Source organism: Streptomyces sp. NPDC004732 (assembly GCF_040609235.1).
In the GTDB taxonomy this organism is placed as follows: domain Bacteria; phylum Actinomycetota; class Actinomycetes; order Streptomycetales; family Streptomycetaceae; genus Streptomyces.
In genome coordinates, this window is the sequence record NZ_JBEXJR010000002.1 from 542,014 (window position 1) to 566,970 (window position 24,957).

Here is a 24,957-nt window from a genome sequence, read left to right on the forward strand (position 1 = left end):
TCACCAGTCCGCGACCGCGAGCCCGTACATGGCGAGCCACACCAGGCCGATCACGGCGAGCGCCCTGTCCCGCAGGACGACGTCCTCCGGCTCTCCCGCGGTACCGCGGTCGGCGAAGACGGCGTAGCGCAGGATGGCGAGGATGAAGGCGGCCATGGACAGCTGGCGCCAGGGCAGTGAGCCGCCGTCGGTGGTGCCGCCCTCCTCCATGGCCCACAGGCAGTACGCCAGAACGGCGACGCCCGCGGCCAGTTGCCATACGAAGCGCAGGTAGCCGGTGGTGTATTCGGTGAGCAACGCGCGCGTGGCGCCCAGTTTCTCCGAGCTCTCGGACATCTGGACGGCTTCGGAGTAGCGCTTGGCGGAGACCATGAAGAGCGCGCAGAAGCCCGTGGTGATCAGGAACCAGCGCGACAGCGGGATGTCGAGCGCGAGGCCGCCGATCATGGCGCGCATCAGGAAGCCGGTCGTGACGATCGTGAGGTCGACGACGAGGACGTGCTTGAGGCTGATGCAGTAGGCGAGTTGCATGCCGACGTACGCGGCCAGGAGCGCCGCGGTGAGCGGTGTGCACAGGATGGTGGCGGCCGTGGGCGCGAGGACGGCCAGGAGGCCTCCCACGGCGTAGGCGACGGGCACCGGCACCTGTCCGCTGGCGACCGGTCTGCGGCACTTGGTGGGGTGCGCGCGGTCGGCGTCGGCGTCGCGGGCGTCGTTGATCAGGTAGACGGCGGACGCGGCGGCGGTGAACAGCGCGAAGACGACGGCGACCTGTTCGATGGCGTGCCGCGAGAAGAGTTCGCCCGCGGCCGCGGGGGCCGCGACGACGAGGACGTTCTTCACCCACTGGCGGGGGCGTGCGGTCTTCAGGAGGCCGAGCGGCAGGCCGACGGGACCCTGCCCCGTCGGCCTGGGCGGGCCGGGCCGTTCCAGGACCGTGGAGATACGTTCAGGCATCGATGCGGTCTCCTTTCATCCAGGTGGCGCCCGCGCGTGCGGTGAGCGCGCCGAGCGCCGCGCCCGCGGCCACGTCCGAGGGGTAGTGGACGCCGACGACCATCCGGGAGACGCACATCGCGGCGGCCAGCGGCGGGAGGAGGTGGGCCCCGACGGGGCGCAGCGCTCCGTAGGCGACGACGGCCGCGGCGGCGGAGGTGGCGTGCGAGCTGGGGAAGGAGTGCCGGCCCGCGGTGCGCACGAGGGGTTCGATGTCGCCCAGGGCGGCGGGGCGCGGGCGGCGGACGATCCGCTTGACGCCCATGCTGGCCAGGTGGGCGGCGGCGGTGAGAGCCGTGCCGCGCAGCCAGGCGCCGCGGCGCTCGCGGTCGACGGCGGCGCCCGCCAGACCGGCCAGGATCCAGAGTGCGCCGTGCTCGCCGGTGCGGGACAGGGCGCGGGCGGCGGCCGCCACGCGCGGGTCGGTGCCGCAGTCGCGCAGGGCCGACAGCAACCGGTGGTCCATGTCGTGCATGTCGCCTCTATTTCGAAGACGTTCGAGAGCTGGGCATCTCGACTCTTCTAGGCAACGTCCCAATAATTACGTCAATGTTGGGTGACACTCGCTCTATCACCCATTTCGGTGAGAGCCGGGATGGTTTTGAGCGAAACGCCCATGTATGGGCGATACGGTCGCTTGCATGCCTGCCGACTCCCCCGCCGACTCCCGTGCCCGCACCTCGGCTCCGACGTCGTCCGCCGTGCCCGTCCCCTCGTCCGCCGTGTCCGTCTCGGGCTGGGGCCGCACCGCACCGACCACCGCCCGGCTGGTGAGACCCCGTTCGCAGGAGGAGGCCGCGGCCGCGGTGCGCGAGTGCGGGGAGCGCGGCGGCATCGCCCGCGGCCTGGGGCGTGCCTATGGAGACGCAGCACAGAATGCGGGCGGCGCGGTCTTCGACATGACGGGCCTCGACCGGGTGCGCGTCATCGACACCACGCGGACGTCGGACACCGGCGCTCCCGCGGCCACCGTCGTCTGTGACGCGGGCGTCTCGCTGCACCACCTGATGGAAGTCCTGCTGCCCCTCGGCTGGTTCGTGCCGGTGACGCCCGGGACCCGTTATGTGACGGTCGGCGGGGCGATCGGCGCCGACATCCACGGCAAGAACCACCACGTCTCGGGGTCCTTCTCGCGCCACGTCCTCGCGATGGACGTGCTGACCGCCGACGGCACGGTCCGCACGGTCGAGCCCGGCAGCCCCCTGTTCGACGCGACAGCAGGCGGCATGGGGCTGACCGGCGTGATCCTGTCGGCGACCGTGCAACTCCTGCCCGTCGAGACGTCCTTGATGGCGGTCGACACGGAACGGGCGACGGACCTCGACGACTTGATGGCCCGCCTCACCGCGACCGACCACCGCTACCGCTACTCGGTCGCCTGGATCGACCTCCTCGCGCGCGGCGCGGCCATGGGCCGCTCAGTCCTTACCCGCGGCGACCACGCCCCCCTGGACGCCCTCCCGGAGCGGGCACGCGCGCGGAGAGCCCCTCTCGCGTTCCGTCCGGGGCAGTTGCCCGCCGCGCCCTCCTTCCTGCCGGAGGGACTGCTCGGCAAGGCATCGGTGAGCCTCTTCAACGAGCTCTGGTACCGCAAGGCGCCCCGCTGCCGCACCGGCGAGCTGCAGAAGATCTCCACCTTCTTCCACCCGCTGGACGGCGTCCCCCATTGGAACCGCATCTACGGCCGCAGCGGCTTCGTGCAGTACCAATTCGTCGTCGGGTACGGCAAGGAGGAGGCCCTGCGCCACATCGTGCAGCGCATCTCGGAGCGCGGCTGCCCGTCCTTCCTCGCCGTACTGAAGCGCTTCGGAGAGGGCGATCCGGGCTGGCTCTCCTTCCCGATGCCCGGCTGGACCCTCGCGCTCGACATCCCCGCGAACCTCCCCGGGCTCGGCGCCTTCCTCGACGATCTCGACGAGGAGGTGGCCGCCGCCGACGGCCGCGTCTACCTCGCCAAGGACTCGCGCCTGCGGCCCGAGATGCTCGCCGCGATGTATCCGCGGCTCGACGACTTCCGCGCCCTGCGGGCCGAGCTCGACCCGCGCGGCGTCTTCCGCTCGGACCTCTCCCGCCGCCTCGCCCTCTAGGAGACCGGTACTCATGAAAGACGCCTTCGGCACCCCTCAGTCCCTGCTCGTCCTCGGCGGCACCTCCGAGATCGGCCTCGCCACCGCGCGGCGCCTGGTCGCCCGCCGCACCCGCACCGTGTGGCTGGCCGGGCGCCCGTCGCCCCACCTGGAGAAGGCCGCCGCCGACCTGCGCGACATGGGCGCGGACGTGCGGACCGTCGCGTTCGACGCGCTCGACTCCGAGTCCCACGAGGAGTCCCTCGGCAAGATCTTCACCGAGGGCGACATCGACATGGTGCTCCTCGCCTTCGGCGTCCTCGGCGACCAGGCACGCGACGAGGACGAGCCCCTCGCGGCGGTGCGCGTCGCCCAGACCAACTACACGGGCGCGGTCTCGGCCGGGCTGGTCTGCGCGCGGGCGCTGCAGTCCCAGGGGCACGGCTCCCTGGTGGTGCTCTCCTCGGTGGCGGGCGAGCGCGCGCGCCGCTCGAACTTCATCTACGGCTCCAGCAAGGCCGGACTCGACGCGTTCGCCCAGGGCCTCGGCGACGCGCTGCACGGCACAGGGGTGCACGTGATGGTGGTCCGCCCCGGCTTCGTGCGCTCGAAGATGACGGCGGGCCTGGAGGAGGCCCCCATGGCGACCACCCCGGAGGCGGTGGCCGAGGCCATCGAGAACGGGCTGCGGCGGCGCTCGGAGACGGTGTGGGTGCCGGGGCTGCTGCGGCTGGTCATGTCGGCGCTGCGGCACGTGCCGAGGCCGGTGTTCCGCCGCCTGCCCCTCTGAGCCGCCCGGCCGCCCAGGAGCCCTAGGAGCTCTTGGGCGGCTCGAACGTGGCGATCGTGGGCATGGTCAGCGGGTTGCCGCTCTGCATCACGTAGATCTTGCCCACGCCGACGAACTTCCTCGTGCCCGGCACCGGCACGATGGGGTCGAGCCAGAGCTGCTGCTTGCCCTTGGCCGTGACCTCCCCCTCGGCGGGCAGGCGCGGCCAGGACGGCTTCGTACAACGGCCCTCCGGAGAGCGGTAACGGCCCACTCCGAAGAGCAGCCCTCCGTCCTCGCCATGCGTGACGATGCCCCTGGAGAGGCACTTGTCCCGGTCGGCGCCCTTCTGCTCGTTCCAGCGAGAGCCGTCCCAGCGCAACAGGATGTGCTCCATGGACGGCTCCTTCTCGACCTCTCCGTGGTTGAAGGTGTGCGACCCGAACGCCCACACCTCCTTGGGAGAGACCGCCTCCACGCCGTCCAGAGAGGCACCCGCCTCGGGCGGGACGGGCTCGGGGAACCGGTAGGCGGGCGTCGGCGTGGTCGTCCAGGACGTGCCGTCCCAGTGCATCGCGGCGGGCTGGTTGAGCTCGCCGCCGTCACCGCCCACTCCGGGGCCGCTCGTGCGGAAGCCGACCGCCCACAGGTCGTCCCCCGCCGTGCCGTCGAGCGCGGTGGCCGCGGCAGGCAGCGTATGGGTGCTCCAGCGGCTGCCGTCCCAGTGCTGCGCCAGCTTCTCCTCCTGCAACACCCATACGTCGTCGGGGGCGAAGACCTTCGTCTGGGAGACGGTCCCCGAACCGGGCGGCTTCGGCACGCGCTGCCAGCTGCTGCCGTCCCAACGTGCCACGCCGACCGAGAAGTCGGCGCCCGTTCCGAAGAGCCAGACGTTGTCCCGTCCCGAGGAGTCGAGCCGCGGCTGGAAGATCTTCCCGTCGAGCGCGGCGGGTGGCTTCTGGCGCCGCCACGAACCGCCTTCGTGGCGCAGCAGGAACTGGCCCTCCGGGTCGGTCGAGTCGCCGTTCTCGGACTGCCAGCCCGCCGCCCATATGTCGTCCTCGGACGCCGCGGTGACGGCGGTCATCTCGCCCCTGACCGCCTTGTCGACGTGCTCCAGCTGCCATGCGCCCTGCGCGGCGGCGCCGGCCGACGAGCCGCCAGTGGGGTCCGTGCGGGCGGGGCCGCCGCTGTCGCTGCCGCAGCCCGCCGCGGCGAGGGCCAGCACGGCCATGGTCACGGCGGTCTTCTTCAAGGTCTGCTCCTAGGGCCTGTGTCGGAAGTCCCGTCGTTCGCCCGGAGGGCGGGCCCCGCGGCGTCCGGTGCGTGCGATCGCAAGGCGGAGGGACACCCCGATACTGGTTGTATCGGGGTGTCCCGACAACGCGGCGAGCGGGCGTGCCGGGCGTCGCGGGGCAGGCGGGACTTCCGACACAGGCCCTAGCGCTTCAGGGAGACGACGACAGCTCGGTCCGGGGCGGCCCCGCTCTGGATGACCTCGACGCTGCCGAAACCGAGCACCTGCCCCGTGCCCGGCACCGCAATGATCTTTTTGAGCCAGAGCTGCTGCTGCGACTCCGGGCGCGCGCCCAGCCCGGCCGGAAGCCGCAGCTTCTTGATCTTGGTGCAGGTGCCGCCGGTGGTCAGGTGCCAGTTGCCGTTCATGAAGAATCCGCGGTCGCCGTCCCGGGCCACGGGACTCCGGTACGCGCACGCTCCAGGGAGGGGCTCGGACTCCTTCCAGCGGGTGCCGTCCCAGCTCAGCTCGACGGACTGCGCCTCCGGGTCGCGGACCTCTTCGCCGTCGTACCCCTCGTAGGAGTGCGCTCCGTGCGCACGGACGTACGTCCTGGAGGCGACGTCGACGCCGGTGAACTCCGCGTACGGCTTGGGCGGCAAGGGGTCGGGGAAGCGGAGCGTCGGCGTCTTGGTCAGCGACCACTTGTCACCGTCGAAGTGCATCGCGGCGAGCTGCCCGACCTCACCGCCGGGGCCGCCGACGCCGGGCCCCGTCGTACGGGATCCGACCGCCCACACGTCGTCCGTCGCCGAGCCCGCGAGGGCGGCCACCTTCGCGGGCATCGGAGTCACCGTCCACCGGCTGCCGTCCCAGTGCGTCACCTTGCCGTCGCCCTGGAGCACCCACACGTCGTCCTGAGTGATGACCTCGACGTCCGTGAGCTGCCCGGCCGGGGCGTCACCTTCCGGGGCGCTGTCCAGGGGCTTCCACCGAGTGCCGTCCCAGAGGGCGTACCGGAGGGTCTCCGGAGCCGCTCCGGGCCTGCCCACGGCGCTGAGGCGGATGCCCGCCGACCCCAGGGAGTCGATCCGGAAAAGGTGCGGGGCGCCGTCGACCGGCATCGGCTCACGCGTCCACTTCTTGCCGTCGAAGTGCAGCAGGTGCGCCTTGGCGAGCCGCCCGTCGCCGACGTCGTCGCTGCCGAGGGCCCAGATGTCGTCCGGCGCCATGGCGGCCCCGTCGATCAGCTCGCCGGGCACGTCGTCGATGCGCTCGAACGCCCAGGAGAGCCCGGCCGCGCGGGACTTGCCGGGTCTGTCGTCGGCGTCCGCGCCGGACCTCTGCGTCCCGCAGCCGACCGCCAGAAGAGCGAGTGCGGCGACGGCCGCCACTGCGTTGCGCATGGTCCCCCCGGCGCGATCGGCCGGGGTACCCCGGTCAGCGAGCGGGCAGCGTACCCCGGGCCGCCGGGGCAGGGGCCTGAGGGGGCACCACGGTGCCGCCGAAGGCGAAGTCGCGCAGCTTGCGCCAGACGCCGTCGGAACCCTGCTCATACAGGGCGAAACCGGTGCAGGGCCACTCGGCCTCGTACTCCGAGAGCTCCTCGTAGGCACGGTCCATGGCCTCTTCGGAGATGCCGTGCGCCACCGTGACGTGCGGGTGGTACGGGAACTGCAGTTCGCGCGCCATCGGCCCGGACGCGTCCCGCACCCGCTCCTGCAGCCAGGAGCAGGCCGACCCGCCCGCCATCACCTGCACGAAGACGACAGGGGACAGCGGACGGAAAGTACCCGTCCCGGAGAGGCGCATCGGGAACGGCCGACCGGCGGCCGCGACCGAGATGAGATGCGCCTCAACCGCGGGCAGCGCCGATGCGTCCACCTCAGTGGGCGGCAACAGGGTCACGTGCGTGGGGATGCCGTGCGCCGCGGGGTCCCCGAAGCCCGCGCGCCGCTCCTGGAGCAGGCTGCCGTGAGGCTCCGGGACCGCGATCGAAACGCCGATCGTTACGGTCCCCACGTCGTACTCCTGTCGTCGTGTCGATGGGCAGGGGCGCAGCCCGGTGGGCAGCGCGGTGCAGCTGTTGTTGTGCTCGGAGCGGTGACTCAGTGCTTGGCGGGCAGGAAGCCCACCTTGTCGTACGCGTGCGCGAGGGTCTCGGCGGCGACGGCACGGGCCTTCTCCGCGCCCTTGGCCAGGATCGAGTCGAGCGTCTCCGGGTCGTCCAGGTACTGCTGCGTGCGGTCCCGGAAGGGGGTCACGAACTCGACCATGACCTCGGCGAGGTCGGTCTTCAGCGCACCGTAGCCCTTGCCGACGTACTTCTGCTCCAGTTCCGCGATACCGGTGCCGGTGAGGGTGGAGTAGATGCCGAGGAGGTTGCTGATGCCCGGCTTCTCCGCCACGTCGTAGCGGATCTCCGTGCCGGTGTCGGTGACGGCGCTCTTGACCTTCTTGGCGGTGGCCTTGGGCTCGTCGAGGAGGTTGATCAGGCCCTTCGGGGTGGACGCCGACTTGCTCATCTTGATCGACGGGTCCTGAAGGTCGTAGATCTTCGCCGTCTCCTTGAGGATGTACGCCGACGGCACGGTGAACGTCTCGCCGAAGCGGCCGTTGAAGCGCTCCGCGAGGTCACGGGTGAGCTCGATGTGCTGGCGCTGGTCCTCGCCGACCGGGACCTCGTTGGCCTGGTACAGCAGGATGTCCGCGACCTGCAGGACCGGGTACGTGAAGAGGCCGACGGAGGCGCGGTCGGCACCCTGCTTGGCGGACTTGTCCTTGAACTGCGTCATGCGGGAGGCCTCGCCGAAGCCGGTGAGGCAGTTCATCACCCAGGCGAGCTGGGCGTGCTCGGGCACGTGGCTCTGGACGAAGAGCGTGCAGCGCTCCGGGTCGAGGCCTGCGGCGAGCAGCTGGGCGGCGGCGAGCCTGGTGTTGGCGCGCAGGTCGGCGGGGTCCTGCGGGATCGTGATCGCGTGCAGGTCCACCACCATGTAGAAGGCGTCGTGGGACTCCTGCAGCGCCACCCACTGGCGGACCGCGCCGAGGTAATTGCCGAGGTGGAACGAGCCGGCGGTGGGCTGGATTCCGGAGAGCACACGAGGTCGTTCAGAGGCCATGGGGCCCATTCTCTCAGGTGACTCTCATAGCTCGGAAACAGGTGTGTGACGGGTGGGAACGGATCGTCGCCGATGAGACGAGGAACACAGGTGCGTTCGGCGGCCCGGCAGCGGTCGGTCCCCCCGGCCCTCCGAGAAAGGCCGCTTCGCATCGGGTCGGCCGGACCGGGAACCTGGGAGCCTGCGGGACATGCGAATGGCCAGGGGACTGTGCGGGGCAGCGGCGGGGCTGGGCGTGGCGGCGGCGTTGGTGGTGCTCACGGCACCGCAGGCGGCGGCCGGTGGGCCGACGAGCGTGCTGCTGGTGTCACCGGAGAGCACGGAAAGCGCGTCGCTGTACTACAGCGACAAGGAGTACGCCGAACTGGAGAGGTGGCTCGCGCCCTCCTCCTCCGGCAGGAAGCCGGGCGAGGAGCCGCCGGGGCTGGACGTGGGTCGGGGCAGCCGTCAGATCAATGTCACGTGGATGGCGCACGACGTCATGCCGTGGCGGGTCGACCGGGTCTACGCGCCGCTGTCCGGCAAGAAGAAGGACGCGGACGTCTGGGTGCACAGGTCGACGGAGATCGAGTCGTTGAACGGCGACTGGCACCGGGCCGAGGAGCCCCAGCGGGTGCTGTCGCTGTTCAAGGAGCTCGGGCTCCTGGGCAAGGCGTCGGACCGGGGCAGCCCCGGGATCTCGCCGCAGTCGCAGGTGACGCCGGAACCCTCCGGCTCCGGGACGAGTGGGGACGGGGACGCGCCGCTGGCGGCCGTGGGTGGCAGCGGGCCGGGAGGTACGGGCACGGACTGGTGGTGGGCGATACCGGGCGCGGGCGTCGGCGCGGTGGCCGCGCTGCTGCTGCGCGGCCCGGTGGCCGGGCGCTGGGCGGCGGTGTCGGCGTGGCGGCGGCGACCGGACGAGCCGGGGCCCCGGCAGGAGCTGCGGGACCTGTGAGCGGCGGGGGCGACGGGCCACCGCCCCGCCCGGGCGGTGCCGGGCGGGAGCGACGGCCGGTCCGGGGCCGGGTCAGGCGGTCGGCAGGCCCGGGGCCGGGTGTGCGGCCATCAGGTCGGCGACCTCGGACCTGATCTTCGTCAGGGCGTCCTCGTCCCCGGTGCGGGCGGCGGCGACACCGCGGTCGATCCATTCGGCGACGGTCGCCATGTGCTCGGTGCGGAGTCCGCGGGAGGTCAGGGAGGGGGTGCCGATGCGGATGCCCGAGGGGTCGAAGGGCTTCCTCGGGTCGAACGGGACGGTGTTGTGGTTGACGACGATCCCGGCCCGGTCGAGGGCCTTCGCGGCGATCTTGCCGGGGACGTCCTTGGGGGTGAGGTCCATCAGGATCAGGTGGTTGTCGGTGCCGCCGGAGACCAGGTCGAAGCCGCGGGCGAGCAGGGCGTCGGCGAGGGCCTTGGCGTTGTCGACGATCGCGTGGGCGTAGTCGCGGAAGGAGGTCCGGGACGCCTCGTGGAGGGCGACGGCGATGGCCGCGGTGGTCTGGTTGTGCGGGCCGCCCTGCAGGCCGGGGAAGACCGCCTTGTCGATGGCCTTGGCGTGTTCCTCGCGGGACATGAGCATCGCGCCGCGCGGGCCGCGCAGGGTCTTGTGGGTGGTCGTGGAGATCACGTCGGCGTGCGGCACCGGTGAGGGGTGGGCGCCGCCCGCGATCAGACCGGCGATGTGCGCGATGTCGGCCACCAGGACGGCTCCGGCCTCGCGGGCGATCTCGGCGAAGGCGGCGAAGTCGATGGTGCGAGGGAGGGCGGTGCCGCCGCAGAAGATCAGCTTGGGGCGTTCCTTGAGGGCGAGGTCACGGACCTCGTCGAGGTCGATGCGGCCGTTCGTCGCGGGGTCCGTGGTCCGGCGCACGCCGTACTGCACGCCGCGGAACCACTTGCCGGTGGCGGAGACACCCCAGCCGTGGGTGAGGTGGCCGCCCATCGGCAGGGCCATGCCCATCACGGTGTCGCCGGGCTCGGCGAACGCGAGGTAGACGGCGAGGTTGGCCGGGGAGCCGGAGTAGGGCTGGACGTTGGCGTGCTCGACGCCGAAGACGGCCTTGGCACGGGCGATGGCCAGGCGCTCGACGGGGTCGATGTTCTGCTGGCCCTCGTAGTAGCGGCGGCCGGGATAGCCCTCGCTGTACTTGTTCTGCAGGACGGTGCCCGAGGCTTCGAGGACCGCGGTGGAGACGTAGTTCTCGCTGGGGATCAGCCGCAGGGTGTCGGCCTGGAGCTGTTCCTCGGCGTCGACGAGGGCGGCGAGTTCGGGGTCCTCGGCGGCGAGGGCGGGATGGTTCCGAGGGGAAGAGGAAGGGAGAGTCATGGCGTCCTCCGGGGCGAGCGGTCAGTGTCCGGTCGTGGTCCCGGGGTGCCCAGGCGGGCGGCACCTCGAAGGTCGTGCCTCGCACGGCTTCACCGGGGTCCGTTCCCCGTGCGCCAGTCACCGTGCTGTCAGGGCCACCCTAGCTGGCACGCCGATCCGGCAGGTTTCTTCGTCCGCGATGCGAGCGACGATAGGAATTGGGCGCCACACCCGCCCCCAGCCGCAGGACGATCGGAGACCCCGTGTCGAGTACGCCAGCTCCCTTTACGCCGTCGTCGCCGTCATCTTCTTCCACCTCCTCTTCTTCCACCTCCTCCTCGCCGTCGTCGGCCGCCGGGGCCGGTGGCCGCTCGACCGGCGAGCGGCTCATCGCCTCGGCCGAGGCGCACAGCGCGCACAACTACCACCCGCTGCCCATCGTGGTCGCCTCGGCCGACGGGGCCTGGATGACCGACGTCGAGGGCCGCCGCTACCTCGACATGCTCGCCGGGTACTCCGCGCTCAACTTCGGGCACGGCAACCGCCGCCTGATCGATGCCGCGAAGGCACAGCTGGACCGGGTGACGCTGACCTCGCGGGCCTTTCACCACGACCGGTTCGCCGAGTTCTGTACGCGCCTTGCCGAGCTCTGCGGCAAGGAGATGGTGCTGCCCATGAACACCGGCGCGGAGGCCGTCGAGACGGCCGTGAAGACCGCGCGGAAGTGGGGGTACCAGGTCAAGGGAGTGCCGGACGGCCGGGCGAAGATCGTGGTCGCGGCCGGAAACTTCCACGGCAGAACGACGACCGTCATCAGCTTCTCCACGGACGAAGAGGCGCGGGCGGACTTCGGGCCGTACACGCCGGGCTTCGAGATCGTGCCGTACGGCGACCTGGAGGCGATGCGGACAGCGGTCACCGACGACACCGTGGCCGTGCTGATCGAGCCGATCCAGGGCGAGGCCGGGGTGCTCGTGCCCCCGGCCGGATATCTGCCCGGGGTGCGGGAGTTGACCCGTGAGCGCGGGGTGCTCTTCATCGCGGACGAGATCCAGTCGGGTCTGGGCAGGACGGGACGTACGTTCGCGTGTGAGCACGAGGGCGTGGTGCCGGACGTGTATCTGCTGGGCAAGGCGCTCGGCGGCGGGGTCGTGCCGGTGTCGGCGGTGGTGGCCGATGCCGATGTGCTCGGGGTGTTCAAGCCGGGTGAGCACGGGTCGACGTTCGGCGGCAACCCGCTCGCCTGCGCGGTGGGGCTGGAGGTCGTCGACATGCTGTCGACGGGCGAGTTCCAGCAGCGGGCCACGGAGCTGGGCGAGCATCTGCACGCCGAGCTGGGGCTGTTGACCGGTGCGGGGACGGTGACCGAGGTGCGGGGGCGCGGGCTGTGGGCGGGCGTCGACATCGCTCCGTCGTACGGCACGGGACGGGAGATCTCGGAGAAGTTGATGGAGAAGGGGGTGCTGGTCAAGGACACGCATGGGTCGACGATCCGTATCGCTCCCCCGCTGGTGATCAGCAAGGACGATCTGGACTGGGGGCTCGCTCAGCTGCGGGCCGTGCTGAGCTAGCCGGGAGGGCGCTGTGGCCCGGGGCGAAGCCGGGGGTTAGCCCCACCTGGAGTGGGCGGTTGGCAGGATCGTCCCGGGCGGCCGCATCCGGAAATGTTGGGACCGGCGTGAAGGCGCCGGTTCCCCACATATCCATAGGAGTTGGCCAGTGCGTGAGCAGGCAGGTCAGAAGGTTCGTTCTTCCGGGCGGGAGCGGGGTGGCCGACGTAGAGGGGTGTCGGCCACGGTCGCAGCCGTGGTGGCCGTGGGCGCCATGACGGCGGGTGTGCTGGCGGCGCCCGCGGCGTCTGCGGCGGCGCCGAGAGCCGCGGGGGCTCCCGTGCCGGGGGCGGACGGCGTGCAGCAGGGGCTGGACGAGCTGGTGCGTGCCGATGGGCTGCCTGCCGCGCTGGCGAGCGTCAAGGGGAAGAAGGGGCCCACTCGTACGTACACGGCAGGGGTCGGTGATCTGGCCACCGGGGCCGAGGTGCCCAGGGACGGTCAGGTGCGGATCGGCAGCAACACCAAGACGTTCACCGCGGTGGTCGTGCTGCAGCTGGTCGCCGAGGGGAAGATCCGTCTCGATGACTCGGTCGACACGTATCTGCCGGGCGTCGTGCGCGGGGACGGGATCGACGGGCGGAAGATCAAGGTCCGCCAGCTCCTGCAGCAGACGAGCGGGCTGCCCAACTACACCAAGCACGACCTGCAGCCCCGCTACTACGAACCGCGCGAGCTGCTGGACATCGCGCTCCAGTACAAGGGGGACTTCGAGCCCGGGAAGGAGTGGGCGTACAGCAACACGAACTACGTCCTGGCCGGTCTGATCGTCCAGGAGGTCACCGAGCACCCCGTCGCCGAGGAGATCGACCGGCGGATCATCAAGCGGCTGGGGCTGCGCCACACCTACTTCCCCGCGCCCAGGGACGCGACCATCCGCGAACCCCACCCCAAGGGCTACTACCAGGAGACGCCGGGCGGACCTCCGCAGGACATCACGGAGCTGGACCCCTCCTGGGCCTGGGCGGCAGGCCAGTTGATCTCCACCAACACCGACCTCAACCGGTTCTTCTCGGCCCTGCTCTCGCCCGGCAGGCTCCTCCCGGCGGCCCAGCTCGCCCAGATGCGCGCCACGGTCCCCGCCGACTACTTCGGCAAGGGCGCGCGCTACGGACTGGGGATCGTGAGCAGGCCCCTGTCCTGCGGCGGCGTCTACTGGGGGCACGGCGGCAGTTACCCGGGATACGAGACGCGGGGCGGGGCCACGGACGACGGCCGCGCCGCCAACGTCGCGGTGACCATGCAGCCGACCGACAAGGCGGTCATGACGCATGTGGACGATGTCGTGGATGCGGCTCTGTGCCGTCGTTGACGGCTCTGTGGCTTCGTTGACGGCTCTGTGGCGTCGCTGAGGCGCGCGGGGGGTGTTCTCAGGTTCGGGATTCCTGGGCGTACGCCTCCTTGAATGCGATGTCGCCGAGGGCTGTGCGGCTGCGGTGCTCGGCGCGGGTCGTGTCCGTGCGTTCCGCGGGCGGCAGGGGTGCGCCCTCGGCCTCGCGGATGCGGGCGGCGGTGCCGAGGAGGCGTGCGGCGTGCGGGTGGTCGCCGGACAGGGAACGGGCGCCCGCGAGGCCTTCCAGGGCCAGTGCCACCGCGCGCTCGTCGCCCGTCGTGCGGGCCACGACGAGGCCCTCTCGGTGGAGCTCTTCGGCGCGCGCCGCGTCTCCGCGCTGTTCGGCGACGTAGCCGAGCTGGGCCAGGATCAGCGCCGTGCCGGAGTCGACTCCGAAGCGCCGGTTGAAGTCCAGCCAGGGCAGCAGGAGTTCCTCGGCGGCGTCGAGGTCGCCGCGGTGGCGGGCGCCGATGGCGAGGCCGGTCTCGGCGAACTGCTGGGCGGGGCGGTGCGACTGCTGGGCGGCGAGGCGGGCGGCGCGTTCGTGGAAGGCCGTGGCGGCGGGGTCGTCGCCGGTCAGGAGCGCGATCCGGCCGAGGCGGGAGAGGCGGAAGGAGAGGTCGGTCCAGAGCTGGAGCTCCTCCGCGCCCCGCATGCCGTCGCGCTGGAGCCGGGCCGCCTCGTCGTAGTCGGCGGCGATCTCGGCGAGCACGCCGAGCTGCTCGGACGACTGCAACTGGCCCCATCGGTCGCCCAGTTCGGCGAAGAGCTCGGCGCTGCGGGTGGCGTCGCGGCGCAGGGCCGTGAGGTCGCCGCGGTAGAGGGCGCGGGTGGCCCGGGTGGAGAGCGTCGCGGCCTCGCCCCAGCGGTCGCCCGCGTCCCTGAACTCCGTCAGCAGCGTGTCGACGCGCGCGGCCTCGCGCGGGGTGTGGTCGAACCCGCACCGGGCGAAGGCGAGCAGCCACCGGGAGCGGGCATCGGCGGGTGTGGTCGGCGCGCGCTCGCACGTACTGCCGTGTGCGCAGGCGTCCTCGCCGGTCAACAGGGCGAAGGCGGCGTGAGCGGAGGCGGCGGCGGTCGTCAGGGATGAGATCAGGGGCAGGTCCTGGGGCAGGTCACGGGGCAGGTCACGGGGCTGGGGCAGGTTCAGGGCCTGGTCCAAGGCGTGCATGGCCTCTCGGAGGCGGCCGCGGAGGAACCAGTACCAGGTCAGGGCGTTGACCAAGCGCAGAGCCGTCGGGGTGTCGGCGGCCGCGGTGGACCAGTTCAGCGCGGCGCGGAGGTTCACGGTCTCGTGGTCCAGGCGGCGCAGCCAGATCCGTTGCTCGGGGCCGCGCAGCGCGGCGGCCGCGCGTTCGGCGAACGCGGCGAAGTGGAGGGCGTGACGTCGGCGCAGCGCGGCGGTCTCGGCTGCCTCGTCGAGGCGTTCGAGGCTGTATGCGGTGACGGATTCGAGCATGCGGTAGCGCATTTCCGGGGCGTCGGGTGCCGTCGGCGCGAGGAGGGAGCGGTCGACGAGGCGGGTGACCAGGTCGAGGGCGTCGGCCTCCGGGGCCGGTATGTCCTTCGGTGCCGGTACGCCCTCCGGTGCCGGTACGCCCTCCGGTGCCGGTACGCCCTCCGGTGCGGACGTGTCCTTCGGGGCCGGTGTGTCTTCCGGGGCCGTCGGTGGCAGTACCGCTTCCGCGGCCTCCAGGGTGAAACCGCCGTCGAACACGGCGAGGCGGCGCAGGGCGAGGCGTTCCGGGGCCGTCAGGAGTTCCCAGCTCCAGTCGATCATCGCGCGCAGGGTGCGCTGGCGGGCCGGTGCGTCGCGGCGCGCCTGCTTCAGGAGGCGGAAGCGGTCGTGGATGCGGTCGGCGAGGGCGTGCACGCCCAGGGCGCGTACGCGTGTGGCGGCGAGTTCGACGGCGAGCGGGATGCCGTCCAGGCGGCGGCAGATGAGGGCGACGGCGTCACGGTTCCCGTCGTCCAGGGTGAAGCCGGGCGCGGCGGCCGCGGCGCGGGTGGCGAACAGCCGCAGCGCGTCCTCCGCGCCGAGCGGCGCGACGGCTTCCAGGGTCTCGCCGGTCAGGGCCAGGGCTTCCTGGCTGGTGGCGAGGATGCGCAGACGCGGGGCGTGGCGCAGGAGTCGGGCGGTCAGGTCGGCGACGGGGCCGAGGACGTGTTCGCAGTTGTCGAGTACGAGGAGGAGGTGACGTCCGGCGAGCGCCTGCCCGAGACGTTCGGCCGCGGCCAGGTCCGACGTGCGGTGGGCTCCCGGAGGGGCGGTCTGAGGGGCGGCCTGAGGTTCTGACCCGCCCGACGCGTCGTCGCGGATGCCCAGCGCCGCCGCCACCGTGGCCGCCACCTCGCCGTGCGTTCCGGCGAGTTCGGCCAGCCAGACGCCGTCGGGGAACTCCTCGGCCAGGCCCGCCGCCGACTCCAGGGCGAGGCGAGTCTTGCCCACTCCGCCGGGTCCCGCGAGGGTGACCAGGCGTTCGGCGCGGATCAGGTCACGTATGCGTGCGACTGCCGTGTCGCGGCCGATGAGGGCCGTGGGCTGCGCGGGCAGATTGGTGAGGGGTCGCTCGACGACCGCCTCCCGGCCCATCCCGCGCACCGCCGCACCGTCAACCGCACCCACGGGCTCAGCCACCCCAACTCCCGCATCCCCATCCCCATCCGCCTCCTGCCGCAGCATCGCCTCGTGCAGCCGCGTCAGTTCGGGGCCCGGGTCGATGCCGAGTTCCTCGGCGAGGTGCAGGCGCAGGTCGCGGTAGGAGTCGAGGGCCTCGGCCACGCGGCCGGAGCGGTACAGGGCGCGGAGATGGCCCGCCCGCAGCCGCTCGCGGAGGGGCTCACTCGCGACCAGGGGCGCCAGCTCGTCGGCCAGCAACGCATGCTCACCGCGCGCCAGGCGCAGCTCGGCCAGCGTCTCCTGCGCGGTGAGGCGCTGTTCCTCCAGGCGCGAGATCTCCGCCCGCGTGAAGTCGGCGTCGCGGAAGTCGGCGTACGCGGGGCCGCGCCACAGCGCCAGCGCCTCGGTCAGGAGCGACACCTTCGTACGCAGGTCGCCACCCTCCGCGCCCCCAGCGACCTCAGCACGCCCCGCGCCCTCCGCACCCCCAACCGCATACGCCCGCGAAGTCAGCGTCTCGAAGCGGACCGCGTCCACGTCCTCCGGCGGTACGCGCAGCTCGTACCCGGCAGGGCCGTACGCCACGAGGCCGCGGCCGCCCGGCTCGGCCTTCTCCAGTGCGCGGCGCAGCTGGGAGACCTTCGTCTGGAGGGAGTTGGCGGGCGACGACGGCGGGCGGTCGCCCCACAGGGCGTCGACGAGCGCGTCCACCGGGACCGGACGGCCCGCCCGCACGAGGAGCGCGGCGAGCAGCGCGCGCACCTTCGGCTCCGGGGCAGGCGCGGCCGCCCCGTCCTCCGTGCGCACCGTCAGCGGGCCCAGCACCTCGAATCGCATGGGGACACGTTAATTCGGGGCCCCACCAGCGCTGACGGCGGTCCGTGCGCGGACCGTCAGCGTTCCGTGCGCGCTCCCCGGCACGGTGTACCCGTGATCGCGACCCCGCGGTCACGGAAGTGCACGCACCGGCCGAGGAGCCACCATGACCGTCTCCCGCGAAATCCGTCTCGCCGCCCGTCCCGTCGGCGAACCCACCGCCGCCGACTTCGAGTTGGCCACCACCGAGGTTCCCGAGCGGCCCGGCGAGGGGCAGATAGTCGTCCGCAACACCTGGATGTCGGTCGACCCGTACATGCGCGGCCGCATGGACGACGAACCGTCCTACATCGCGCCGTTCCAGCTGGGCGCCCCGTTGGAGGGCAGCGCGGTCGGCGAAGTCGTCGCGTCGAACGCCCCCGAGGTCCCCGTGGGGGCGACCGTCAGCCACTTCCTGGGGTGGCGCGAGTACTCCGTGCTTGACGCGGCGGCCGCGACCGTCGTCGACACCACGCTCGCCCCGGCCGCCGCCTACCTCGGCCCGCTCGGGGCGACGGGCCTGACGGCGTACGCCGCGCTGACCCGTACCGCTCCGGTGCGCGAGGGCGATGTCGTCTTCGTGTCGGCGGCGGCCGGGGCGGTCGGCAGCGTCGCGGGGCAGATCGCCCGCGAGCTCGGCGCCTCACGGGTGATCGGCTCGGCGGGCGGGCCCGCCAAGACGAAGAAGCTCCTGGACACCTTCGGGTACGACGCGGCCGTCGACTACCGCCTGGGCGGCCTGCCCGAGCAGCTCGCGCAGGCCGCGCCCGACGGCGTGGACGTCTATCTCGACTCGGTCGGCGGCGACCATCTGCAGGCCGCGATCGGTGCGATCCGGCCGGGCGGCCGCATCGCGCTGGTCGGCGCCATCAGCACGTACAACACGACGGAGCCCGCGCCGGGACCGAACAACCTCTTCCAGGCCGCCAAGCAGGAGGCGACGCTGCGGGGCATGCTCGTCACCAGCCACCTCGACCTGTTCCCGGAGTGGATCGGCCGGGCGGCTCCGCTGCTCGCCGACGGCACCCTGCGCACCGAGCAGACCGTCGTCGACGGCATCGAGCGGGCGCCGGAGGCGTTCCTCGGGGTGCTGCGCGGGGCGAACACCGGGAAGATGCTGGTCCGCATCAGTGCCGTCACAGGATCACATGCGGGATGAACCGGGCGTACTCGTCCGTGATCAGCCCCGCAGACTCCCTGATGCCGAGTCCCGCCGCCTCGTCCTCGACGACCCACGCGCCGAGGACGACCCGGTTGCCGTCGAAGTCAGGCAGGGGCGCCAACTCCTGGTAGCAGCATGGTTCTTCCCGAACGGCCGGAGCCGCGCCCGGGTCGTGCACCGTCACCCCGGCCCCCTCCCTGCCGAGCAGCGGCTTCACGACGTACCCGGTGGACGCGGCCAGTTCGCGCGGGCCGTCCAGATAGGCGGGGAGGAGGTTCGGGTGGCCCGGGTACAGCTCCCAGAGGATCGCCAGGAGCGCCTTGTTGGAGAGGAGCATCTTCCAGGCGGGCTCGATCCACAGCGTCGAGCCCGTGCCGCCGCCGTTGTCCAGCGTCTCCAGGACGTGCGGAGCGAAGCGGTCCGTGGTCAGCCACTCCCACGGATAGAGCTTGAAGCAGCTGCGCATGAAGCGGAGCTTCTTGTCGACGAACCGGCTCGAGAGGCGGTCCCAGCCGATGTCCTCCATGGAGATCGACTCCGCGGCGATGCCCGCCTGTTCGGCCGTCTCGCGCAGGTACGCGACCGTCATCAGGTCCTCGCCCAGCTCGTCGGCGGCGGAGTGCGCGAAGTACAGGGGGCCGCCGGGCGGCAGCAGTGCGGCCTGCTTCTTCCACGCGTCGACAAGCCGCTCGTGGAGGGAGTTCCACTGGTCGGCGCCGGGGAAGCGCTCCTCCATCCAGAACCACTGCGGGCTCGCGGCCTCGACCAGGGAGGTGGGGGTGTCGGCGTTGTACTCCAGCATCTTGGCCGGGCCCGTGCCGTCGTAACGCAGGTCGAAGCGGCCGTAGAGGGAGGGGAGTTCGGCGCGGCGATGCCAGGCCTCGGTGACGGCGGACACGACTCTCGGGTCGGTGATGCCGAGGTCGCCGAGGCGGTCGCGCTCGACGATGTGCGCGGCGGCGGCCAGGCACATCGCGTGCAGCTCCTCGACGACCTCCTCCAGCGCCTCGACCTCGGGGAGCGAGAAGACGTAGTAGGCGCTCTCGTCCCAGTAGGGGCGCAGGGTGTCGTCGGGGTAGCGCGTGAGGGGGTAGATGAGCCCCTGGTCCTCGACGGTCTGCTGCCAGCCGGGGCGCGGGTCCGTGGTGCGGCGTTCCATGGCGTTACGTGTCGCTTCCGGTCAGCCGCCGCCGCTGCCGCTGCCCGAGCAGCCGAAGCCGTCCCGGTCGACGGCCTCGCTGCGGCTGAACGTGCCGTCGTCGGCGTAGCGGCCGTCGACGTCGGAGTCGTAGTACCAGGTGGGATCGGTGCGGCCCGATGACTTGCCGGTGCCGGTGCCGAGCCTCTTGCCCGAACCCGACTTGCAGTTCTTGTCACCGACGATCTTGTACCCGAGGAACGTGTCGTAGCTGTCCCGGTCCACGCAGCGCCGGTCCGGGTCCGAGCCGCAGGAGGTCAGGGCCGCCGCGAGGACGCCCATGCCGCCGAGCACGACGGTGCTGGAGCGCAGCCGTCGTGGTTGCTTCTTTGTCACACGATCCCCCGTTGCCTTACTTCGTACGTCTTGCGCTTGCTCTGTACATGCTCGGAGGTCAGCGTAGGTAAGCCCTGGCGGACCGTGCCAGCCCCCTCCACCGGATGTCCCATGGGTCTCCTTTGACTCACCTTCCTCTACAGTCACTTCGTGTCTCTTGGGATGATTTGCGCACTCGGCTCAGCGGTCTGCTTCGGCATGGCCTCCGTACTCCAGGCGGTCGCCACGCGCGCCACCGCGCCCGGCACCGGCTCCGGCGTCGACCCGGCGCTGCTGCTGCGCGCCCTGCGCCAGTGGCGTTACGTCGCCGGGCTCGCCCTCGACGGACTCGGCTTCCTGCTGCAGATCGTGGCGCTGCGCTCCGTCCCGATCTACGCAGTGGGAGCGGCGCTCGCCGCCAGCCTCGCCGTCACGGCGGTGGTCGCGGCCCGGCTGCTGCGGGTGCGGCTGAGCGGCGTGGAGTGGGGCGCGGTGGGCGTCGTCTGCGCGGGGCTCGCGATGCTGGGCCTCGCGTCCGGCGACGAGGGCGACCGCACCGGATCGACGACGCTGCGGTACGTGATGCTCGGCATCGCGGTCGCCGTGCTGCTCCTCGGCGCCGTGGCCGGGCGGCTGCCCGACCGGGGGCGGGCGCTGGCGCTCGGCCTCGGCGCGGGGTGCGGATTCGGGGTGGTCGAGGTGACCGTGCGCCTGATCGACGACGTGTCGCCGGGCGCGCTGCTGGCCAATCCGGCGACGTACGCGCTGCTGGTGGGTGGCGGCGCGGCGTTCCTGCTGCTCACCTCGGCGCTGCAGCGCGGTTCGGTGACGACGGCCACGGCGGGCATGGTGATCGGCGAGACGATCGGTCCCGCCCTGGTGGGCGTGGTCTGGCTGGGCGACCGTACGCGGGAGGGTCTTGGCTGGCTGGCGGTCCTGGGGTTCGCGGTGGCGGTCGCGGGGGCGTTGGCGCTGGCGCGGTTCGGCGAGGCACCAAGCGCTCCGCGCACGGGCGGGTGAGGTGGCGAAGGCAGCCCTGGCCCTCTCCGTCAGCTGCACGCCGGCCTTCGCCCCGCCTCGGGGCTCCACCCCGGACCCCGCTCCTCAATCGCCGGAGAGGCTGAAATTTCCGACCCTCACGGCAACACCCCGCACAACGCCTCCAACGCCCCCGCCCACGCATGCTCCGCCGGTGTCCCGTACCCCACCACCAGCGCGTCCTCCCGTGGTGTCACCGCGAGCGGGTGGCGGTAGTCCGTGATGCCGTGGACCGCGAGGCGTTGCCAGTTGGCGGCCTGGACGATGGACTGCTCGGTGCCCGGCGGCAGTTCGATGACCGCGTGCAGCCCGGCCGCGATGCCGGTGGCGTGCACTTCGGGGGCCCGCTCCGCCAGCGCCTCCACCAACTGGTCCCTGCGGCGCCGGTACCGCAGCCGTGCGCCCCGTACGTGGCGGTCGTACGCCCCCGACGTGAGGAACTCCGCGAGCGTCAGCTGGTCGAGCGCGCCGCAGGACGCGCCCGCGGCCTCCTTCTCGGCGAGGACCTCGTCGCGCAGGCCGGACGGCAGGACCATCCAGCCCAGGCGCAGGCCGGGGGCGAGGGACTTGCTCGCCGTGCCGAGGTAGATCACGCGCTCGGGGTCGAGGCCCTGGAGCGCGCCGACCGGCTGGCGGTCGTAGCGGAACTCCCCGTCGTAGTCGTCCTCGATGATCACCCCGCCCTCGCGCCGCGCCCAGTCGACGGCCGCGGCGCGCCGGTCGGGGTGGAGCGGCACTCCCATCGGGAACTGGTGCGCGGGGGTGAGAAGCACCGCCTTCGCGGAACCGGAGCCGAAGCCAGAACCAGAACCGGAACCGGAACCGGAACCGGAGCTCAACCCGGCAACGTCGGTGCCGAGTTCGTCGAAGGCGAGGGGGACCGTGCGCAGGCCCGCGTGGTGCAGCAGGTTCCAGTGGAGGTCGAGGCCGTACGACTCGACGCTCACCTCCCCCTCACCACGCGCCCGCAGCACCCGGCCGACGATCGCGAGGGCGTGCACGAACCCCGCCGTGATGACGATGCGGTCGGGGTCCGCGTGCACGCCCCGCGCCCGTGCGAGGTACCCGGCCAGGGCGGTGCGCAGCTCGACGCGGCCGCGCAGGTCCGAGTACCCGAGCGCGGCGTGGGGAGCCGCGGCCAGCGCGCGCCGGGCCGCCTTGAGCCACTCCGCGCGCGGGAAAGTCGCGAGGTCCGGCGAGCCCGGGGTGAGGTCGTACGTCGGCGCACCGCCCGTCCTGCGGGGCGGCGCGGGCCGCGCGGGCGGCGTGACGACGCGCTCCGCGACGCGGGTGCCCGAGCCCTGGCGGGCGGTGAGCCAGCCCTCGGCGACCAGATCGGCGTACGCGTCGGCGACCGTGTTCCGCGCGATGCCGAGGTCGACGGCGAGGGAGCGGGACGACGGCAGACGGGTGCCGGGGGCGAGGCGGCCGCCGCGCACGGCCTCCCGCAGGGCGTCCGTCAGGCCCCTGCGGACGCCGTTGCGGGACGCGTCGCCGCCGGTCTCCAGATGAAGGTCGACGCCCAGAGTGGCCCACGTTTCTCCCATGGAAATGGACCATACCCATGGGCTACTCCTTCCGTACCGTCGACACCATGAACGCGAACGTGACCACCCCGAACACCGCACCCACCGCCGCCTCCGGCACCCACGTCCACGAGCACGCCCCGCGGCTCGCCTGGTCCCAGCACGCCCCCGAGGTCTTCAAGGCCATGATCAAGCTCGACGCGGCCGCCCGTAAGGGCCTCGACCCGGTGATCTACGAGCTCGTCAAGATCCGCGCCTCGCAGATCAACCGCTGCGCGCTCTGCCTCGACATGCACTCCAAGGACGCCATCGCGGCGGGCGAGAGCGTCGAGCGGATCATCCAGCTCAGCGCCTGGGAGGAGTCTCAGCACTTCTACACGGCGAAGGAGGTCGCCGCGCTCGAACTGACCGAGGCGATCACCGTGCTCACTGGGGGCACCTCCCAGGCTTTCGGCTCTGGGGGAGGTTTCGTACCGGACGAGGTGTACGCGAGGGCCGCCGCGCAGTTCGAGGAGGCGGAGCTGACCCAGCTGATCGCCGCGATCACCGTCATCAACGCGTGGAACCGCTTCGGCGTCAGCACGCGCCAGGTACCGGGCCACTACAAGGCGGGCGACGCCAAGTGAGCGCTCGCACCACGCAGTTGGACCGCGGTGTCGCGGGCGCGATGAGCGCGCTGAGCGCCGCCGCGAAGAAGGGCCTCGGCGATCCGGTCCTCGCCGAGCTGGTGATGATGCGGGCCTCGCAGATCAACGCCTGCGCCTTCTGCCTCGACATGCACGTGGACGTCGCCCTGGAGCACGGCGAGACCCCCAAGCGCATCGCGCTCCTGAACGCCTGGGACGAGGCGGGCGACCTCTTCAGCGAGCGCGAACGCGCGGCCCTCGCCCTGACCGAGGCCGTCACCGTCCTCACCGAGGGCTCCGTGCCCGACGCGACGTACGAGCGGGCCGCCGCGTACTTCACCGAAGGTGAACTCGCCTATCTGCTGGGCGTGATCACCGTCATCAACAGCTGGAACCGGCTGATGGTCAGCCGTCGCATCGAGCCCGGAGGCCCCGCATGGTGACCCCCCGCCCCGTCGACACGCTGCGCGCCCTGCACCACGACCGGGCGCCCGGCGACCCGCTGGTCCTGCCGGGACCGTGGGACGCCGCGAGCGCCCGCGTGTTCCAGGAGGCGGGGTACGAGGCGCTCGCCACGCCCAGCGCGGGCGTCGCGCTCTCCCTCGGGTACGAGGACGGACAGGTGCCGCCCAAGGAGATGTTCGAGGCGGTCACCCGGATCATCCGGGCCGTCGACGTGCCGGTGACCATGGACGCCGAGACCGGCTACGGCCTCGCGGCCAAGGAACTGGTGGACCGCCTCCTCGAAGCGGGCGCCGTCGGCTGCAACCTTGAGGACTCCTACGAGGGCAAGGGCTCGACCGGCATCCTCCGGGACCCCCAGGAGCAGGCGGACTGGCTGGCGCAGGTGCGGGATGCGGCGGGCGACCGGCTGGTCATCAACGCGCGCGTCGACACGTTCGTCCGCGGGGTCGCCGACCCGGAGCGGGCGATCGAGCGGGCCCGCCTGTACGTGGCGGCGGGCGCGGACTGCGTCTACCCGATCCTCGCGCCGACCGAGGCGATCCCCGCGCTGCGGGCGGGCATCGAGGGACCGCTCAACGTGCTTGCGCTGCCGGACGGCCCCACCCTGCCCGAGCTGGGCGAGCTCGGCGCGACGCGGATCACGTTCGGTCCCGGTCTGCTGCGCCGCACCATGGCGGCGCTGCGCGGGATCACCGAGGAGCTGGGCCGGGCATGACGATGCCGGGCTCCCGTCCAGCGGGAGCCCGGCACCATGAGGCGTCAGCGGACCGCTACTTGGGCAGCCATGCCTTCCACTTCGACTCGTTCTTGTCGATCCACGCCTTCGCCGCGTCGTCCGGCGACATCTTCTTGTCGGCGATCATGAGGGAGACCTCGTTCTGGTCCGCCTCCGACCACTTGAAGTTCTTCAGGAACTCCGCCGCGTCGCCGCCCTTCTTGGCGAAGTCCGCGTTGAAGTACTTCTGAAGGGGCGTGTGCGGGTACTCGCACTTGATCTTCGCCGGGTCGGCGTCGCAGCCCTCCTTGTACTTGGGCAGCTTCACCTCCGTCATCGGCACCTTCTCGAAGAGCCACTGCGGCTTGTACCAGTACGTCAGGAACGGCTTCTGCTGCTTGGCGAACTGCTTGATCTGGGTGATCTGCGCCGCCTCGGAGCCCGCGAAGACGACCTGGTAGTCCAGGCCGAGGTTCTTCACGAGGGCCTTGTCATTGGTGAGGAACGACGGGGAGCCGTCCATCAGCTGGCCCTTGCCGCCGCTCTCCGGGGTGCGGAACTCGTCGGCGTACTTGTTGAGGTTCTTCCAGTCGGTGACGTCCGGGTGCTTCTTCGCGAAGTACGTGGGGACGTACCAGCCGATGTGGCCGGTCACGCCGACGTCGCCGCCGCGCGCCACCGTCTTCTTGTCGTCGATGTAGAGCTTCTCCTGGTCCGGGTGGCCCCAGTCCTCCATGATCGCGTCGACGCGGCCCTGGCTGAGCGCGTCCCAGGCCGGGACCTCGTCGATCTGGACCTTGTCGACGCGGTAGCCCAGCTCGTGGTCGAGCAGGTACCCGGCGACGGCCGCGTCCGCCTGGGCGCCCACCCAGGACTGGACGGAGAGCGTCACGGTCTTGGCGCCCGCCGCGTTCGCGAACGGGGACGCCTGCTTGGTCATGTCGGCCTTGCCGCAGCCCGAGAGGGCGAGGAGAGCCGCACCAGCGCTCGCGGCAGCGATCACTCGTGTACGCATAC

Annotated in this window: 22 protein-coding genes and 1 riboswitch; of the genes, 10 read left to right on the forward strand and 12 right to left on the reverse strand. The window is 72.1% G+C overall.

The annotated features are described in order from the left end of the window. The gene (locus ABZV77_RS07090) at positions 1–957 is read right to left on the reverse strand and encodes a decaprenyl-phosphate phosphoribosyltransferase (RefSeq protein WP_356251336.1); all 957 of its coding nucleotides are present in this window, start codon (positions 955–957) and stop codon (positions 1–3) included. Next, the gene (locus ABZV77_RS07095) at positions 950–1,471 is read right to left on the reverse strand and encodes a phosphatase PAP2 family protein (RefSeq protein ID WP_356251339.1); all 522 of its coding nucleotides are present in this window, start codon (positions 1,469–1,471) and stop codon (positions 950–952) included. Before ABZV77_RS07095 ends, ABZV77_RS07090 begins: the two co-directional genes overlap by 8 nt. 166 nt (positions 1,472–1,637) lie before the next feature. On the opposite strand from ABZV77_RS07095, the gene ABZV77_RS07100 reads away from it, so the two are divergent. Next, a complete protein-coding gene (locus tag ABZV77_RS07100) occupies positions 1,638–3,083 on the forward strand; it encodes an FAD-binding oxidoreductase (RefSeq protein ID WP_356251342.1) in 1,446 nt (481 codons plus the stop codon). A 13-nt stretch (positions 3,084–3,096) separates the two neighbouring features. Next, positions 3,097–3,852, forward strand: a complete 756-nt coding sequence (locus ABZV77_RS07105; RefSeq protein WP_356251345.1) for a decaprenylphospho-beta-D-erythro-pentofuranosid-2-ulose 2-reductase — start codon at positions 3,097–3,099, stop codon at positions 3,850–3,852. Positions 3,853–3,874: 22 nt separating this feature from the next. Here the strand turns inward: ABZV77_RS07105 and ABZV77_RS07110 are convergent, their stop codons facing one another. The 4 genes from ABZV77_RS07110 to trpS form a co-directional block, all read right to left on the reverse strand. Beyond that, positions 3,875–5,086 carry a hypothetical protein gene (locus tag ABZV77_RS07110; protein ID WP_356251348.1) on the reverse strand — a complete coding sequence of 404 codons (1,212 nt, stop codon included), beginning with the start codon at positions 5,084–5,086 and terminating at the stop codon, positions 3,875–3,877. A 185-nt stretch (positions 5,087–5,271) separates the two neighbouring features. Beyond that, positions 5,272–6,474, reverse strand: a complete 1,203-nt coding sequence (locus ABZV77_RS07115; protein ID WP_356251350.1) for a hypothetical protein — start codon at positions 6,472–6,474, stop codon at positions 5,272–5,274. A gap of 34 nt (positions 6,475–6,508) precedes the next feature. Beyond that, entirely contained in the window at positions 6,509–7,090 is a 582-nt protein-coding gene (locus ABZV77_RS07120; RefSeq protein WP_306335543.1) for a 2'-5' RNA ligase family protein, read from the reverse strand. Positions 7,091–7,176: 86 nt separating this feature from the next. Next, complete coding sequence (gene trpS / locus ABZV77_RS07125; protein ID WP_356251352.1) at positions 7,177–8,190, reverse strand: tryptophan--tRNA ligase; 1,014 nt, start codon at positions 8,188–8,190, stop codon at positions 7,177–7,179. 190 nt (positions 8,191–8,380) lie between these two features. On the opposite strand from trpS, the gene ABZV77_RS07130 reads away from it, so the two are divergent. Further along, positions 8,381–9,127, forward strand: coding sequence for a hypothetical protein (locus ABZV77_RS07130; protein WP_356251355.1), 747 nt, complete (start codon positions 8,381–8,383; stop codon positions 9,125–9,127). A 72-nt stretch (positions 9,128–9,199) separates the two neighbouring features. On the opposite strand, the gene glyA is transcribed toward ABZV77_RS07130, so the two are convergent. Then, positions 9,200–10,498, reverse strand: coding sequence for a serine hydroxymethyltransferase (gene glyA, locus ABZV77_RS07135; RefSeq protein ID WP_356251358.1), 1,299 nt, complete (start codon positions 10,496–10,498; stop codon positions 9,200–9,202). 40 nt (positions 10,499–10,538) lie between these two features. Further along, positions 10,539–10,629: riboswitch (ZMP/ZTP riboswitch) on the reverse strand. A 237-nt stretch (positions 10,630–10,866) separates the two neighbouring features. On the opposite strand from glyA, the gene rocD reads away from it, so the two are divergent. Then, positions 10,867–12,048, forward strand: coding sequence for an ornithine--oxo-acid transaminase (rocD, locus tag ABZV77_RS07140; RefSeq protein WP_356252353.1), 1,182 nt, complete (start codon positions 10,867–10,869; stop codon positions 12,046–12,048). Positions 12,049–12,301: 253 nt separating this feature from the next. Further along, a complete protein-coding gene (locus ABZV77_RS07145) occupies positions 12,302–13,399 on the forward strand; it encodes a serine hydrolase domain-containing protein (protein WP_356252355.1) in 1,098 nt (365 codons plus the stop codon). A gap of 58 nt (positions 13,400–13,457) precedes the next feature. Here ABZV77_RS07145 and ABZV77_RS07150 read toward each other — a convergent pair whose 3' ends face one another. After that, entirely contained in the window at positions 13,458–16,877 is a 3,420-nt protein-coding gene (locus ABZV77_RS07150) for a BTAD domain-containing putative transcriptional regulator (protein WP_356251361.1), read from the reverse strand. Between the two features lie 145 nt (positions 16,878–17,022). On the opposite strand from ABZV77_RS07150, the gene ABZV77_RS07155 reads away from it, so the two are divergent. After that, positions 17,023–18,054: an NADP-dependent oxidoreductase gene (locus ABZV77_RS07155; RefSeq protein ID WP_356251364.1), complete on the forward strand. Its 1,032-nt coding sequence runs from the start codon at positions 17,023–17,025 to the stop codon at positions 18,052–18,054. Here ABZV77_RS07155 and ABZV77_RS07160 read toward each other — a convergent pair. After that, a complete protein-coding gene (locus tag ABZV77_RS07160; protein ID WP_356251367.1) occupies positions 18,032–19,216 on the reverse strand; it encodes a glutathionylspermidine synthase family protein in 1,185 nt (394 codons plus the stop codon). The genes ABZV77_RS07155 and ABZV77_RS07160 overlap by 23 nt on opposite strands. A 21-nt stretch (positions 19,217–19,237) precedes the next feature. Next, positions 19,238–19,537 (reverse strand): hypothetical protein, encoded by a 300-nt coding sequence (locus tag ABZV77_RS07165; RefSeq protein WP_356252358.1) that lies wholly within the window; start codon positions 19,535–19,537, stop codon positions 19,238–19,240. Between the two features lie 216 nt (positions 19,538–19,753). On the opposite strand from ABZV77_RS07165, the gene ABZV77_RS07170 reads away from it, so the two are divergent. Further along, positions 19,754–20,590: a hypothetical protein gene (locus tag ABZV77_RS07170; RefSeq protein WP_356252361.1), complete on the forward strand. Its 837-nt coding sequence runs from the start codon at positions 19,754–19,756 to the stop codon at positions 20,588–20,590. Between the two features lie 116 nt (positions 20,591–20,706). Here ABZV77_RS07170 and ABZV77_RS07175 read toward each other — a convergent pair whose 3' ends face one another. Then, on the reverse strand, positions 20,707–22,155 hold the full coding sequence (locus ABZV77_RS07175) for a PLP-dependent aminotransferase family protein (RefSeq protein ID WP_356251369.1): 1,449 nt from the start codon (positions 22,153–22,155) through the stop codon (positions 20,707–20,709). A gap of 47 nt (positions 22,156–22,202) precedes the next feature. Here ABZV77_RS07175 and ABZV77_RS07180 point away from each other — a divergent pair, with 47 nt between their 5' ends. From ABZV77_RS07180 to ABZV77_RS07190, 3 genes are read left to right on the forward strand one after another with little or no spacing between them, the layout of a single operon-like run. Beyond that, entirely contained in the window at positions 22,203–22,760 is a 558-nt protein-coding gene (locus ABZV77_RS07180; protein WP_356251372.1) for a carboxymuconolactone decarboxylase family protein, read from the forward strand. Beyond that, positions 22,757–23,203, forward strand: coding sequence for a carboxymuconolactone decarboxylase family protein (locus tag ABZV77_RS07185; RefSeq protein WP_356251374.1), 447 nt, complete (start codon positions 22,757–22,759; stop codon positions 23,201–23,203). Before ABZV77_RS07180 ends, ABZV77_RS07185 begins: the two co-directional genes overlap by 4 nt. After that, positions 23,197–23,940, forward strand: a complete 744-nt coding sequence (locus tag ABZV77_RS07190; protein ID WP_356251377.1) for an isocitrate lyase/phosphoenolpyruvate mutase family protein — start codon at positions 23,197–23,199, stop codon at positions 23,938–23,940. The genes ABZV77_RS07185 and ABZV77_RS07190 overlap by 7 nt, the downstream gene beginning before the upstream one ends. A gap of 55 nt (positions 23,941–23,995) precedes the next feature. On the opposite strand, the gene ABZV77_RS07195 is transcribed toward ABZV77_RS07190, so the two are convergent. Beyond that, a complete protein-coding gene (locus ABZV77_RS07195) occupies positions 23,996–24,955 on the reverse strand; it encodes an ABC transporter substrate-binding protein (protein ID WP_356252364.1) in 960 nt (319 codons plus the stop codon). Between the last annotated feature and the right edge of the window lie 2 nt (positions 24,956–24,957).